This is a genomic window from Roseivivax halodurans JCM 10272, assembly GCF_000521785.1.
Lineage (GTDB): Bacteria > Pseudomonadota > Alphaproteobacteria > Rhodobacterales > Rhodobacteraceae > Roseivivax > Roseivivax halodurans.
The window spans coordinates 1-12,375 of the sequence record NZ_JALZ01000002.1 but is presented as its reverse complement, the minus strand read 5'-3'; the positions used below and the strand labels follow the sequence as shown (position 1 = coordinate 12,375).

The following is a 12,375-nucleotide window of genomic DNA, read 5'->3' as shown; positions in this document are numbered from 1 at the left end:
AGGCGCGCGATCAGGCGCCGAAGATCGCGAGGAAGAGCGCGATGGCGATGCACGCGATCACCACGCGCGTCGTCCACGTCACGAATCCCCCGAAGGTCTTTTCCTGCTCGGTGATGTCCATCTTGCCGTGCTCGTGGTCAGCCATGTCTGTCATTCCCTCAAAGACGTCTCGCGCCGCGGATTACCGGATTCGAGCTGGCCTGTCACGGCCCTTCGGCGCGACAGCGCGGGCAATGGGTCGCAGGCGTCTCAGAGCGCGCCGAAGGCCCAGGCCCCGTCCTCGCGCAGGTGCCGTTCCGCGCGCCCCGTATGCCAGAGATGCAGGCAGTGGGCCATCGCCTCGACCAGAGCGAGGCCGTACTCGCCCCCTCCGATCCTGCGTTTGAAGAGCGGCGCGAAGCACTCGCCCGCGGCCTTCGGCTCGGCGAGATGGGCGTGCAGACGCTCGAGCGCGCCGTGGTGATTTTCGATGAGCTGACGCATCCGCAGGGGCAGCCCGGTGAACGGCAGCTTGTGACCGCCGAGGACGAGGTGTTCGGGTCGAGCGAGTTCCGCCAGGCGCTCGCAGGCCTCGATCCACTCGCCCACGGGATCGGCCTCGGGCTCGGTGGCGTAGACGCCGATATTGGAGCTGATCGACGGCAGGATCTGGTCGCCGCCGAGAACGAGCTCGTCGTTTCGGCTCCAGAACGTTGCGTGCTCGGGCGCGTGGCCGTTGCCGACATGCACGTCCCACGTCCGCCCGCCCATCTCTATCGTGCTGCCTTGCGCGATCCGGGTGAAGCCGAGCGGCATGGGATGGACGATGTCGGCGAAGTTGAACGGCCGCTCCGCGGCGCGTTCGGCGAGGATCTCCGGGTCCATGCCCGCCCGGCGCCAGTAGGTCAGCGTCTCGTCCGTCGGCGCCTCCTGCTCGTCGAGCGTCAGCATCCGCGCAAAGAGCCATGCGGTCCGCGTCGTCACCAGCTCCGCGCCATGAAACGACTGGAACCAGCCGGCATTACCGACATGGTCGGGATGATGGTGCGTGACCACCACCCGCCCCACCGGCTTGCCGCCAAGCGGCCCCGCCAGCAGATCTTCCCAGAGCTTCAGCCCGCGCTTCGAATGAAAGCCGGTGTCGACGATCGTCCAGCTCTTGCCGTCGTCGAGCGCGTAGACGTTCACGTGGTCGAGCTTCATCGGCAGCGGCAGGCGCATCCAGAGAACACCCTCCGCCACCTCCACCGCCTCGCCTTGGTGCGGTGGCTCTGGCCATGGGTAGCGGATCCCCTCGCGCGTGCCGTCCATCTCGCTCTCTCCCGCTCGTTCGCCCCGCACCTCTCCCACGCGCCGGACGGGTGGGCAAGCGCACGCCGCCCCGGCTTCTTCTTGGCAAAAATACTCCGGGGGCCGCGTCAGCGGCGGGGCGGAGCCCCTCCCCGGTCCGTCACGCCGCGAGGTCGTCAGGGGTCAGCGCATAGAGATCCTTCGCGCCTGCGCGGGCATGGGCCAGCAGGCCGACATGTTCCGGCAGCATCCGCGTGATGTAGAACCGCGCGAGCCGCTCGCGGGCGCCACCCGGTTCAGCGATCGCCGCGCGCAGGTGGTAGTAGCCGCCGAGCACGCGGGCGAACCCTTTTAAGAAAGCCGAGGACCCGGCGAAGCGGTCGTTGAGATCGCCCTGCGCCACCAGCCACTCGACCGCCTCGCGCAGCGTCTCCGCCGCCTCCCAGACCGGCGCGGCAAGCTCGGGCATGGTCTCGCGCGCGGTCTCGGCAAAGCCCTCGACCTCGTCGAGAAGGGAGAACGCCGCCTCGCCCCCGTCGGCCATCTTGCGGGCGACGAGGTCCATCGCCTGGATGCCGTTGGTGCCCTCGTAGATCGCGGTGACGCGCACGTCGCGCAGGTACTGCGCCGCGCCCGTCTCCTCGACGAAGCCCATGCCGCCATGCACCTGAATGCCCTCGTCCGCGACGCGCATGCCGACATCGGTGCCGAAGGACTTGGCGATCGGGGTCAGCAGCGCCGCGCGCGCCTGCCAGTCGGCCTCCCCCGACGCACGGCCGCGATCGAGCGCCACCGCGCAGGAAAGCGCGATCGCGCGGGCGGCGAAGATGTCGGCCTTCATCGCAGCGAGCATGCGGCGCACGTCCGCATGATCGACGATGGAGCCGGTGGCGTTCTCGACCGCCGACTTGCCCTGCTTGCGGTCCATCGCATAGGCGAGCGCGTGCTGGTAGGCGCCCTCTGCGGCACCGATCCCCTGTGCGCCGACGCCGAGGCGGGCGTTGTTCATCATGGTGAACATCGCCTTCATGCCGCCGTTCTCGGGCCCGACGAGCCAGCCCTTCGAATCCTCGTATTCCAGCACCGCGGTCGGCGAGCCGTGGATGCCGAGCTTTTCCTCGAGCGAGACGGTCCGCACGTTGTTGAAGTCGCCCGGCGTGCCGTCGTCCTTGGGCAGGTATTTCGGCACCATGAAGAGGCTGATCCCCTTGGTGCCCGGCGCAGCGTCGGGCAGGCGCGCGAGGACGAGATGGCAAATATTCGGGGTCAGGTCGTGGTCGCCCCACGTGATGTAGATCTTCTGGCCCGAGATCGCGTAGGTCCCGTCGCCGTTCGGCACGGCCTTCGTCCGCAGCGCGCCGACGTCAGAGCCCGCCTGCGGCTCGGTCAGGTTCATCGTGCCCGTCCATTCGCCCGAGATGAGCTTCGGCAGGTAGAGTTCGCGCAGCTCGTCGCTCGCGTGATGCTCGAGCGCCTCGATCTGGCCCTGCGTCAGCATCGGATTGAGCTGGAAGGCGAGGTTCGCCGACGCGATCATGTCGTTCACCGCGGTGGTCAGCGCCACCGGCAGGCCCATGCCGCCATATTCGGGATCCGCAGACACCGCGACCCAGCCGCCCTCGGCCAATGCGGCATAGGCGGAATCGAAGCCCGGCGAGGTGCGCACGACGCCGTTCTCGAGCCGCGCGGGATGGGTGTCGCCGGCGCGGTTCGTCGGCGCGATAACCTCCTCGCACATACGGCCGGCCTCGGTCAGGATCGCCTCGACGGTGTCGGGCGTCGCCTCTGCGAACCGCTCCTCGGCCGTCACGGAGGCGAGGTCGACCACGTGGTCGAAGAGAAATCGGAACTCGTTGACCGGCGCGCGATAGGGCATGGTCTCCTCCTTGGGATCTGGCGGGGCGGCACGACAACCGCCTTCCGTTTATAGGCTGACAAAACCGGCGAGTCCCGACAACGGGAACGCGGCGTCCCGGAATGGACGAAACGCCGCGTCACACGCGCGCCGCCTCTTCGGCGAAGCGCGCCGAGGCTGCCGTCAGTTCGTCCATGTCCGGGAACCGCTCGAAGCTCATGGCGACGTCGACATGGACGAAGGGCAGCTTCTCGGCGTCCTGCGTTTCGGCGAAGGGAGCGATGCCCTCGGGCACGTCGATCATCGGCGCCCGGACGTTGAGGATGCCGTAAGCCTCGGGAAGACGGGTGAAAACCCACGACAGGCAGCGCGGACAATGCATGTGATCCTGCCCTTCGGTCCCGAGCCCGCCCTGCTGCGGCTCCGCGCCCGCGATGGTCACCGCGCCGGTCGGAAAGGCCGCCGAGAGCGAGAACGCCCCGCCCGTCATCTTCTGGCAGCCGCGGCAATGGCAGGCCATCGTCAGGATCGGCGGCGCCGTCATGGTCAGCGTCAGTGCGCCGCAGCGGCAGCTCGCGGTCATCGGCAGCGTCCATTCGCCCTTGGCAGAGCTGGTATCTGGCATCTCATGGTCCCTTCTTGTCCATGCCGGCGGTTCGGGGCAGGAGTCGCATACCCCGAGACCGGACGTAGCATGACCGATATCACGACAGAACGCCTGCCCGCCGACCCGACGGGCTTTGCCCGCGCCGCGGAGCTCTGGCGTGCCGGCGCCTGCGTCGCCTTTCCGACCGAGACGGTCTACGGCCTCGGTGCGGATGCCACCTCAGACGACGCTGTCACCGGCATCTACACCGCGAAGGACCGGCCACGGTTCAATCCGCTGATCGTTCACCTGCCTGACCTCGATGCTGTGAAGGCGCTCGTCGAATGGTCGGACGAGGCCGATAGGATCGCGTCCGTCTTCTGGCCCGGCCCTCTGACGCTCGTCCTTCCGCTCAAAGAGGGCGCGGGCGTCTCGAAGCTGGTGACCGCCGGGCTCGACACGCTTGCCGTGCGGATGCCGGCGCATCCCGTGGCGCGCGCGCTCCTGACCGAGGTGGGACGCCCCATCGCGGCTCCGTCCGCCAATCGCTCGGGCCGGATCAGCCCGACCACGGCCGATCACGTGGCCGCGTCGCTCGACGGGCGCATCGCCGCCATCGTCGAGGGAGGCGCGTCGGAGGTGGGGCTCGAATCGACGATCCTCGGCCTTGCGGGAGACCCGACGCTCCTGCGTCCGGGCGGTCTGCCGGTGGAGGCGCTCGAAGAGGCTCTCGGCGGCCCGCTGATCCGCCGCGCTGCCAACGCCGCGATCTCCGCCCCGGGACAGACCGCCTCGCACTATGCCCCGGAGGCACACATGCGGCTCAACGCGACCGATTGGCGCGAGGGCGAGGCGCGCCTCGGCTTCGGTCCGGTCGAGTGCGATCTGAACCTCTCGGCCTCGGGCGATCTGCGCGAGGCGGCGGCGATGCTCTTTGCCCATCTCCACGCGCTCGATGCGCGGGGCGCAGGCACTATCGCGGTCTCGCCGATCCCGGATCGCGGGCTCGGCGCCGCGATCAACGACCGACTGATGCGCGCAGCCGCGCCCCGCGGCTGAGGCAGGCCGGACGGGGGGCTGCAAAGCCGGCGCGGCGCGATTAAGTAACGCAGGACAGCAATCGAGACGGAGGCCGGACACATGTCCCTGCGCATCAACGACACCATACCTGATCTGACCGTCGAGACCGATCAGGGAACGTTCTCCCTGCACGAGTTCATCGGCGACAGCTGGACGATCCTCTTCTCGCATCCCAAGGACTTCACGCCGGTCTGCACGACGGAGTTCGGAGCCGTGGCGCAGCTTGCGGACGAATGGGCCAAGCGCGACACCAAGGTGATCGGCATCTCGGTCGATTCCACCGAAGACCACACGAAGTGGAAGTCCGACATCGAGGTGGTCAGCAAGGGTGCGAAGGCCGGATTTCCCATCATAGCCGACACCAATCTCGACGTGTCCAAGGCATTCGACATGCTGCCCGCCGAGGCGTACCTGCCCGACGGCCGCACCCCGAACGACACCGCGACCGTGCGGTCGGTCTACATCATCGGGCCCGACAAGAAGCTCAAGCTGACCATGACCTACCCGATGAACGTGGGCCGCAACTTCGCCGAAGTGCTGCGTGCGCTCGACGGCTTGCAGACCGCGGCGGGCCACGGCGTTGCCACACCGGCGAACTGGAATGTCGGCGACGACGTCGTGATCCCGGCGAGCGTCTCCGAGGAGGACGCGGCCAACCGCTTCGGCCAGTACCAGACCGTTCTTCCGTATCTGCGCATGGCCAAGCTTCCGGGCTGAGGCCGTGCTCACCCCGGGAGGTGCCTCGCGCCTCTCCCGGGACCCTTGCATCTGCGGGGAATACCGGCTTGCATCGCGGGTCGAAAGGAGACCTGCATGCCCTCCCCCTTCGTCTTCGGCGGCACCGAAATCGCGCCCGGAAGTCGCCGCACCGTCGATCTGCCGGTCTCGGTCCTGTCCGACCACACCCCCGTCACCCTCTCCGCCCATGTCATCCATGGCCGCCGGCCCGGACCGGTCATGTTCGTCTCGGCAGCCGTCCATGGCGACGAGGTCATCGGCGTGGAGATCGTCCGCAGGCTCCTGCGGGCCGGGCCGGTGTCGCGCCTCGCCGGCACGCTGATCGCGGTGCCGATCGTCAATGCCTTCGGATTTCTCAACCAGTCCCGCTACCTGCCCGACCGCCGGGATCTCAACCGCTGCTTCCCGGGCTCCTCCCAGGGCTCGCTGGCCGGACGGCTTGCGGATCTCTTCATGTCCGAGGTGGTGACCCGTTGCGATGTGGGAATCGACCTGCATTCGGCGGCCGTGGGACGCACCAACCTGCCGCAGATCCGCCTGACCCCTGGCGATGCCCGGCTGCGCGAGCTCGGCCGCGCCTTCGCCGCGCCGGTCACGCTCAGCTCGAAGGTCCGCGAGGGATCGCTCCGCGAAGCCGCGGACAGGGCTGGGGTCGACGTTCTCCTCTACGAGGCGGGCGAGGGCCTGCGCTTTGACGAGTTCGCGGCGCGGGCCGGCGTCTCGGGCATCCTGCGGGTGATGCAGGAGCTCGGGATGATCGCGGGCCGCGGCGTCCCGAAAGCGCGCGGACCCTCGGTGTTCTGCCAGGCCTCCTCCTGGGTGCGCGCACCGTCCGGCGGACTGATGCGAACCTTGCGGCGCCGGGGCGATTACGTGGAAGAGGGCGCGGTGCTGGGCATCGTGTCGGGGCCCTTCGGCGAGATCGAGGAAGAGGTCCGGGCGCCCTCGGCCGGGATCGTGATCGGCCGCACGCACCTGCCCGTGGTCAATGAGGGCGATGCGCTCTTTCACGTCGCGGTGCCGGAAAAGGCCGTGGACGCGAGGGCCGCGACGCAGGATTTCGAGGCGAGCCACCTCGATGCGCCGGCGCTCTTCGACGAGGACGAGATCATCTGAGGCTCCGGGTTGAACTTGGGCGTGGAGGCCGGGCATAGGGATCGGGACACGCGCATAGCGGAGAGACCCATGCCCTTCACGCTCGCCACCTGGAACATCAACTCGGTCCGCCTGCGGGCGGACCTTGTCGCGGATCTCTGCCGGGCGGAGGCGCCGGACATCCTCTGCCTGCAGGAATGCAAGAGCCCGGTCGACAAGATCCCGTTCGAGACGTTCGAGGCGCTCGGGTACACCCATTCGATCGCTCGGGGACAGAAGGGCTACAACGGCGTCGCGATCCTGTCGAAACTGCCCATGGAGGATGCCGGGCATTTCGATTTCGCCGGTCTCGATCAGGCCCGGCACGTGGCCGGACGGCTCGACGACGGGACGCTGATTCACAATTTCTACGTCCCCGCGGGGGGTGACGTGCCCGACCGCGAGCGGAACGTGAAGTTCGGGCAGAAACTTGATTTCGTGGAAGAAATGCGGACCCACTTCGGTGGGAGCCGCCCCGAACGGTCGATCCTTGTCGGGGATCTCAACATCGCGCCGCGCGAGGACGATGTCTGGTCCCACAAGCAGCTTCTGAAGGTCGTCTCGCATACACCCGTCGAGACCGAGGCGCTGACGGCGGCGCAGGAGGCCGGCGGCTGGGTCGACGTCACCCGCAAGGATATCCCCGAGGGGCAGCTCTATTCGTGGTGGTCCTACCGCTCGCCGAACTGGGACGCCGCAGACAAGGGCCGCCGGCTCGATCACATCTGGGCCTCCCCCGACATCGCCGGATCGGCCGGCGGATCGCGCATCCTGCGGCATGTCCGCGGCTGGGAGAAACCGTCTGACCACGCCCCCGTCTTCGCGACTTTCGACCTCTGAGTTTCGTACCGAAGTTAAGAAACTCGGGGCGTTTCGTACGGAATTCGGTGCCGCGAAGTCTCTTCGGGCCGGCGAAAGCGTTCCACGCGTGATCCACGCTCCGAGACCGGCCAAGCTTTGCCAGAAAGTCTTGACCGCGGCTCCATAGCGCGGCCAGCGGTAGTTCTGCGCGCCCTTGCGAAACACCGGTTCGTGATCCATCTAGACGACCAAGCGACCACGTGTCTCAGCCCCTCGACAAGAAGGACAATCAGCGATGATCGAACTCGGCGGAGCGCAGACCCAGCCGCAGGGCGGCAGCGATCTCATCAAGGACGTCTCGGAGCAGACGTTCATGCAGGACGTCATCGAGGCCAGCCAGGAGGTGCCGGTCATCGTCGACTTCTGGGCACCGTGGTGCGGCCCCTGCAAGACGCTCGGGCCGATGCTCGAGGACGCGGTGAAGAAGGCGAACGGCGCCGTGAAGATGGCCAAGGTCAATGTCGACCAGGCCCAGCAGATCGCCGCGCAGCTGCGCATCCAGTCGATCCCCACGGTCTACGCCTTCTGGCAGGGCCAGCCCGTGGACGGCTTCCAGGGTGCGGTTCAGCAATCGGAGATCACCGCCTTCGTCGACCGGCTCGTGCAGCAATCGGGCGGCGCGCAGGGCGGCGACGGCGGGCTCGCCGAGGCCGTGCAGCAGGCCGACGAGCTGCTCGAGGCCGGCAATCACCAGGACGCGCTGCAGGTCTTCCAGGCGATCCTCGGCGAGGACGAGAAGAACCCGGCCGCCTATGGTGGCCTCGTGCGCACGCTCGTTGCCATGGGCGAGGTCGACCAGGCGGAATCGGTTCTGAACGGCGCGCCGGCGGAGATCGCGACAAGCGCGGAACTCGAGGCGGCCCATGCGCAGATAGAACTGGCGCGGCAGGCCGAGAATGCAGGGCCGGTGGCCGAGCTCGAGCAGAAGGTCGCGGCGGATCCCGACGACCATCAGGCGCGCTACGATCTCGCGCTCGCGCTTCAGGCCGCGGGACGCACGCAGGAGGCGGTGGATCACCTGCTGGATCTCTTCCGGCGCGACCGGTCGTGGAACGACGAGGCGGCCAAGACGCAGCTTTTCACCATCTTCGACGCGCTTAAACCGAACGATCCCATCGTGTTGAACGGGCGGCGAAAACTCACGTCGATGATATTTGCCTGAGACAGGGCGTGGGCTAGCTGGACTTGGCATGAGCCGCCTTCCAGACCTGCCGGACACGATCCCCATTTTCCCGCTCCCGGGCGCACTTATGCTCCCCCGGGCGCGGCTTCCGCTGCACCTCTTCGAGCCGCGTTACCTCGCCATGCTCGAGGACAGCCTAAAGACGGAGACCCGCCTGATCGGGATGGTGCAACCCGCGCCGATCCCGGGCCGGGACGAGAACGCCCTGCACCGGATCGGGTGTGCGGGACGGGTGACCCAGATGTCCGAGACCGAGGACGGTCGCTACATGATTACGCTTACCGGCATCTCCCGGTTCCGCGTGGTCAAGGAGGTCGAGGGATTCACCCCGTACCGGCGCTGCCAGGTGGACTGGACCGGCTTCGAGGCCGATCGCGGAGAGCCGGAATGCGATCCCGATTTCGGACGCGACGGGCTTCTGCGGCTGCTCGACCGCTATTTCACGGCGCGGGAGATGTCGGCCGACTGGTCGACGCTAAAGGAAGCGGACGACGAGCTTCTGATCAACTCGCTGTCGATGCTTCTGGACTTCGACCCCGAGGACAAGCAGGCGCTGCTGGAGGCGCCGTCGCTCAAGACCCGGAGGGAGACGCTGGTGACGCTCATCGAATATTCCATGCGCGGCGGCGAGAGCGGAACGGGGACATTGCAATGAGCGAGAGGACCGCGACCCACGACCGCCGGATGCTCGAGGCGCTGATCTGCCCGGTGAGCCAGAGCCCGCTCGAATACGACGCGGAGCGGCAGGAGCTGATCAGCCGGCGGGCGAACCTCGCCTATCCGATCCGCGACGGGATCCCCGTCATGCTGAAGGAAGAGGCGCGCGTTCTCGACTGATCGCTCCTTGGCGCAGGATGCGGGCCCGCCGGGACGATCCCCGGACGGGCCCTTTTTGCGATGTGCGGCGGTCGCGCCGAATTGACAGGCGGGCGCGGCTTCGCTACCTCGCGCGCCTCTTCAGTGGCAGATCAGGAGCAGCGCATATGGGCCGCGCACGCAAGGGACGCGACATCTCGGGCTGGCTGGTGGTGGACAAGCCCGCCGGCATGACCTCGACCGCGGTGGTCAACAAGGTCCGCTGGGCGCTCGCGGCGAAGAAGGCGGGCCATGCGGGCACGCTCGATCCCGAAGCGACGGGCGTGCTGGCGATCGCCATCGGCGAGGCGACCAAGACCGTGCCCTACGTGACCGATGCGCTGAAATGCTACCGCTTCACCGTGCGGCTCGGGTCGGCGACCAACACCGACGACGCCGAGGGCGAGGTGATCGCGACGTCCGAGGCGCGGCCCTCGGACGACGAGATCAAGGAGGCGCTGAACGGCTTCGTGGGGGAGATCATGCAGGTCCCGCCGCAATTCTCGGCGGTGAAGATCAACGGCGAGCGCGCCTACAAGCGGGCCCGCGACGGCGAGACGATGGAGATCGCGGCGCGGCCGCTCTGGGTCGAGGAGCTGACGATGGTGAGCCGTCCGGATGCGGACCACGTCACGCTCGAGATGGTCTGCGGCAAGGGCGGCTACGTGCGCTCGATCGCGCGGGACCTCGGGGAGACGCTCGGTTGCCTCGGGCACGTGCGCGAGCTGCGCCGGACCTGGTCGGGGCCGTTCGAGGCCGAGGACGGCGTGACGATCGAGGACGTGGACGCGCTGGCGAAGTCGCCCGAGCTCGACGAGAAGCTGCTGCCGGTCGAGGCGGGGCTGACCGATCTGCCGGAGGCCAAGTGCACCGACGAGGGCGCGACGCGCCTGCGGAACGGCAATCCCGGCATGGTGATCGCCCCGGGGCTCGAGTACGGCGAGGAATGCTGGGCGAGCCACGAGGGCCGCGCGGTGGCCGTCGGCCGGTTCAAGGCGGGCGAGGTCTGGCCGGACCGGGTGTTCCGGTAAAGGACCTGTGAGGCGTGCGGAAAAGGACGGACATGTCGGCCCGCCGTCCGCTATAGGACAGGTGTTCCCGAGGCGCGTGTTGCCCGAAATGCCGTCCTGTCCTTCGGTCGCCCGTGCAAACATGCGGTAGCGGGGATATTCCGGTCATCGGCGGCAGGGCGCTTGCGCTTGCCGCCCCGCGCGACACATAGCGTGGCAAGAGACATTTCCATCCGACATGGAGGACCATCCCGTGAAGCCCCTCGCCCCCGCAACCCTCGCCCTCATCGCGCTCGGCACCGCCGCCTCGGCGCAGAGCCTTCCCGGTCCGCTCGCGACCCCAGAAGAGGTCTCGCAGCTCCTGGGTCAGGACGTCGACGTGATCGACATCCGCGCCGAGGATGCCTACGCCGAAGGCCATGTCGACGGCGCGGTGAATGCGCCCTATGCGCTCTTTCGCGGCCCCGACGACAATCCGGGCCAGTTGCCGACCGAGGAGGCGCTGACAGAGATCCTGTCCGAGCGCGGGCTCGAGCCTGGCACGCCGGTCATCGTCACCTATCAGGGTGAGAGCATCAGCGATTTCGGCGCCGCGGCCCGGGTCTACTGGACGCTGAAGTCGGCCGGTATCGAGAACCTCACGATCCTCAACGGCGGCCTCGCCGCATGGGAAGAGGCCGGTCTGGAGCTTTCGACGGAGAGCGTCGAGATCGAGCCGAGCGACATCGAGGTGACGTGGGACGACACCTGGACCGCGACGGCCGATCAGGTGCAGGCGGCGATCGACGGCGGCGACACGCTGCTGCTCGACGCGCGGCCCGAAAGCTTCTGGGACGGGCGCGAGGCGCATCCCTCGGCGGCCAAGCCGGGCACGCTGCCGCAATCGGAGTATTTCGAGCACGCCAACTGGTTCTCGGGCGGCCCCGCGATCATCGACGGCGCGGCGGCGAAGAGCCTCGCGCAGGAGAACGGCCTGACCGAGGCCGAGGCGCTGATCTCGTTCTGCAACACCGGGCACTGGGCGGCGACCAACTGGTTCGCTCTTTCCGAGCTCGCCGAGATCGACAACGTGAAGCTCTACCCCGAGTCGATGGTCGGCTGGTCCAACGCGGGCTACGAGATGGCCAACGTCCCCGGCCCGATCCGGACCCTCTGGCACCAGATCCGCGGAATCTTCTGATCCATGGCGACGACCGCTGACACCGCACGGCGCCCGGGAAACCGGGCGCTTCCGCGCGCCGGCCTCGTGGGCGGCGCCGTTCTGATCTGCCTCGCCGTCGCCCTGCTCGTGGGCGCGCGCTACGGTCTTCTGCTGCTCATCGGCCTCGGCTTCGGCATCGTGCTCGAGGGCTTCCGCTTCGGCTTTGCCGGCCCGTGGCGCCGCACCATCCGCGAGCGCGACCCGACGGGCACGGTGGCGCAGCTCGTCGCCATCGGGCTCGTGGCTCTCGCCGCGTTTCCGCTGCTGGCGACACACGGGCAGGAGCTGATCGGCGCGCATGCCCCGGTCGGCTTCGCCATGATCGGCGGCGCGTTCGTCTTCGGCGCCTGCATGCAGGTGGTCATGGGCTGCGGGTCGGGCACGCTGGTGAACGCCGGGAGCGGCAACCCGGTGAGCCTGCTCGCCCTGCCCTTCTTTGCCATCGGCAGCTTCTTCGGTGCCGATCACCTCCTGTGGTGGACCTCGCTCGGCACCGCGCCGACGGTGGTGTTCTCGGGCACGCTCGGCCTCCTCATCACGCTTGCGGCGCTCGCGAGCGTCGCGGCGTTCCTGATGTGGCGCGCGGCCCCCGAGCAGCGAAAG

Annotated in this window: 14 protein-coding genes; 10 read left to right on the top strand and 4 right to left on the bottom strand. The window is 68.3% G+C overall.

The window, feature by feature from the left end; all coding sequences use genetic code 11:
- Positions 1-10 precede the first annotated feature (10 nt).
- The 4 genes from OCH239_RS02405 to OCH239_RS02390 form a co-directional block, all read right to left on the bottom strand.
- On the bottom strand, positions 11-145 hold the full coding sequence (locus tag OCH239_RS02405) for an aa3-type cytochrome c oxidase subunit IV (protein WP_037258948.1): 135 nt from the start codon (positions 143-145) through the stop codon (positions 11-13).
- 104 nt (positions 146-249) lie between these two features.
- Complete coding sequence (locus tag OCH239_RS02400) at positions 250-1,290, bottom strand: MBL fold metallo-hydrolase (protein WP_037258237.1); 1,041 nt, start codon at positions 1,288-1,290, stop codon at positions 250-252.
- Between the two features lie 139 nt (positions 1,291-1,429).
- A complete protein-coding gene (locus OCH239_RS02395; protein WP_037258234.1) occupies positions 1,430-3,145 on the bottom strand; it encodes an acyl-CoA dehydrogenase in 1,716 nt (571 codons plus the stop codon).
- 118 nt (positions 3,146-3,263) lie between these two features.
- Positions 3,264-3,749, bottom strand: coding sequence for a GFA family protein (locus tag OCH239_RS02390; RefSeq protein ID WP_051489188.1), 486 nt, complete (start codon positions 3,747-3,749; stop codon positions 3,264-3,266).
- A gap of 69 nt (positions 3,750-3,818) precedes the next feature.
- On the opposite strand from OCH239_RS02390, the gene OCH239_RS02385 reads away from it, so the two are divergent.
- The 10 genes from OCH239_RS02385 to OCH239_RS02340 form a co-directional block, all read left to right on the top strand.
- Positions 3,819-4,769 carry an L-threonylcarbamoyladenylate synthase gene (locus OCH239_RS02385; RefSeq protein WP_037258230.1) on the top strand — a complete coding sequence of 317 codons (951 nt, stop codon included), beginning with the start codon at positions 3,819-3,821 and terminating at the stop codon, positions 4,767-4,769.
- A gap of 81 nt (positions 4,770-4,850) precedes the next feature.
- Positions 4,851-5,507: a peroxiredoxin gene (locus OCH239_RS02380; protein WP_037258227.1), complete on the top strand. Its 657-nt coding sequence runs from the start codon at positions 4,851-4,853 to the stop codon at positions 5,505-5,507.
- Between the two features lie 96 nt (positions 5,508-5,603).
- Positions 5,604-6,644: a succinylglutamate desuccinylase/aspartoacylase family protein gene (locus tag OCH239_RS02375; RefSeq protein WP_037258225.1), complete on the top strand. Its 1,041-nt coding sequence runs from the start codon at positions 5,604-5,606 to the stop codon at positions 6,642-6,644.
- Positions 6,645-6,713: 69 nt separating this feature from the next.
- Positions 6,714-7,502 carry an exodeoxyribonuclease III gene (locus OCH239_RS02370; protein ID WP_037258222.1) on the top strand — a complete coding sequence of 263 codons (789 nt, stop codon included), beginning with the start codon at positions 6,714-6,716 and terminating at the stop codon, positions 7,500-7,502.
- Between the two features lie 256 nt (positions 7,503-7,758).
- Positions 7,759-8,685 (top strand): thioredoxin, encoded by a 927-nt coding sequence (trxA, locus tag OCH239_RS02365; RefSeq protein ID WP_037258220.1) that lies wholly within the window; start codon positions 7,759-7,761, stop codon positions 8,683-8,685.
- 28 nt (positions 8,686-8,713) lie between these two features.
- Complete coding sequence (locus OCH239_RS02360; protein ID WP_037258217.1) at positions 8,714-9,361, top strand: LON peptidase substrate-binding domain-containing protein; 648 nt, start codon at positions 8,714-8,716, stop codon at positions 9,359-9,361.
- On the top strand, positions 9,358-9,543 hold the full coding sequence (locus OCH239_RS02355; RefSeq protein ID WP_037258214.1) for a Trm112 family protein: 186 nt from the start codon (positions 9,358-9,360) through the stop codon (positions 9,541-9,543). Before OCH239_RS02360 ends, OCH239_RS02355 begins: the two co-directional genes overlap by 4 nt.
- Positions 9,544-9,689: 146 nt before the next feature.
- Positions 9,690-10,592, top strand: coding sequence for a tRNA pseudouridine(55) synthase TruB (gene truB / locus OCH239_RS02350; protein ID WP_037258210.1), 903 nt, complete (start codon positions 9,690-9,692; stop codon positions 10,590-10,592).
- A 217-nt stretch (positions 10,593-10,809) separates the two neighbouring features.
- Positions 10,810-11,751, top strand: coding sequence for a sulfurtransferase (locus OCH239_RS02345; RefSeq protein ID WP_157577780.1), 942 nt, complete (start codon positions 10,810-10,812; stop codon positions 11,749-11,751).
- Between the two features lie 3 nt (positions 11,752-11,754).
- A partial coding sequence (locus OCH239_RS02340) for a YeeE/YedE thiosulfate transporter family protein (RefSeq protein ID WP_037258944.1) occupies positions 11,755-12,375 on the top strand: 621 nt, incomplete at its 3' end.

Excerpts from the sequence above, each read along its gene's own strand:
- OCH239_RS02360 (WP_037258217.1), top strand. The coding sequence starts at position 8,714 with ATGAGCCGCCTTCCAGACCTGCCGGACACGATCCCCATTTTCCCGCTC.
- OCH239_RS02375 (WP_037258225.1), top strand. The coding sequence starts at position 5,604 with ATGCCCTCCCCCTTCGTCTTCGGCGGCACCGAAATCGCGCCCGGAAGT.
- OCH239_RS02380 (WP_037258227.1), top strand. The coding sequence starts at position 4,851 with ATGTCCCTGCGCATCAACGACACCATACCTGATCTGACCGTCGAGACC.
- OCH239_RS02390 (WP_051489188.1), bottom strand. The coding sequence starts at position 3,749 with ATGCCAGATACCAGCTCTGCCAAGGGCGAATGGACGCTGCCGATGACC.
- OCH239_RS02385 (WP_037258230.1), top strand. The coding sequence starts at position 3,819 with ATGACCGATATCACGACAGAACGCCTGCCCGCCGACCCGACGGGCTTT.
- trxA (WP_037258220.1), top strand. The coding sequence starts at position 7,759 with ATGATCGAACTCGGCGGAGCGCAGACCCAGCCGCAGGGCGGCAGCGAT.
- OCH239_RS02355 (WP_037258214.1), top strand. The coding sequence starts at position 9,358 with ATGAGCGAGAGGACCGCGACCCACGACCGCCGGATGCTCGAGGCGCTG.
- OCH239_RS02405 (WP_037258948.1), bottom strand. The coding sequence starts at position 145 with ATGGCTGACCACGAGCACGGCAAGATGGACATCACCGAGCAGGAAAAG.
- OCH239_RS02400 (WP_037258237.1), bottom strand. The coding sequence starts at position 1,290 with ATGGACGGCACGCGCGAGGGGATCCGCTACCCATGGCCAGAGCCACCG.
- OCH239_RS02345 (WP_157577780.1), top strand. The coding sequence starts at position 10,810 with ATGGAGGACCATCCCGTGAAGCCCCTCGCCCCCGCAACCCTCGCCCTC.
- OCH239_RS02370 (WP_037258222.1), top strand. The coding sequence starts at position 6,714 with ATGCCCTTCACGCTCGCCACCTGGAACATCAACTCGGTCCGCCTGCGG.
- OCH239_RS02395 (WP_037258234.1), bottom strand. The coding sequence starts at position 3,145 with ATGCCCTATCGCGCGCCGGTCAACGAGTTCCGATTTCTCTTCGACCAC.
- truB (WP_037258210.1), top strand. The coding sequence starts at position 9,690 with ATGGGCCGCGCACGCAAGGGACGCGACATCTCGGGCTGGCTGGTGGTG.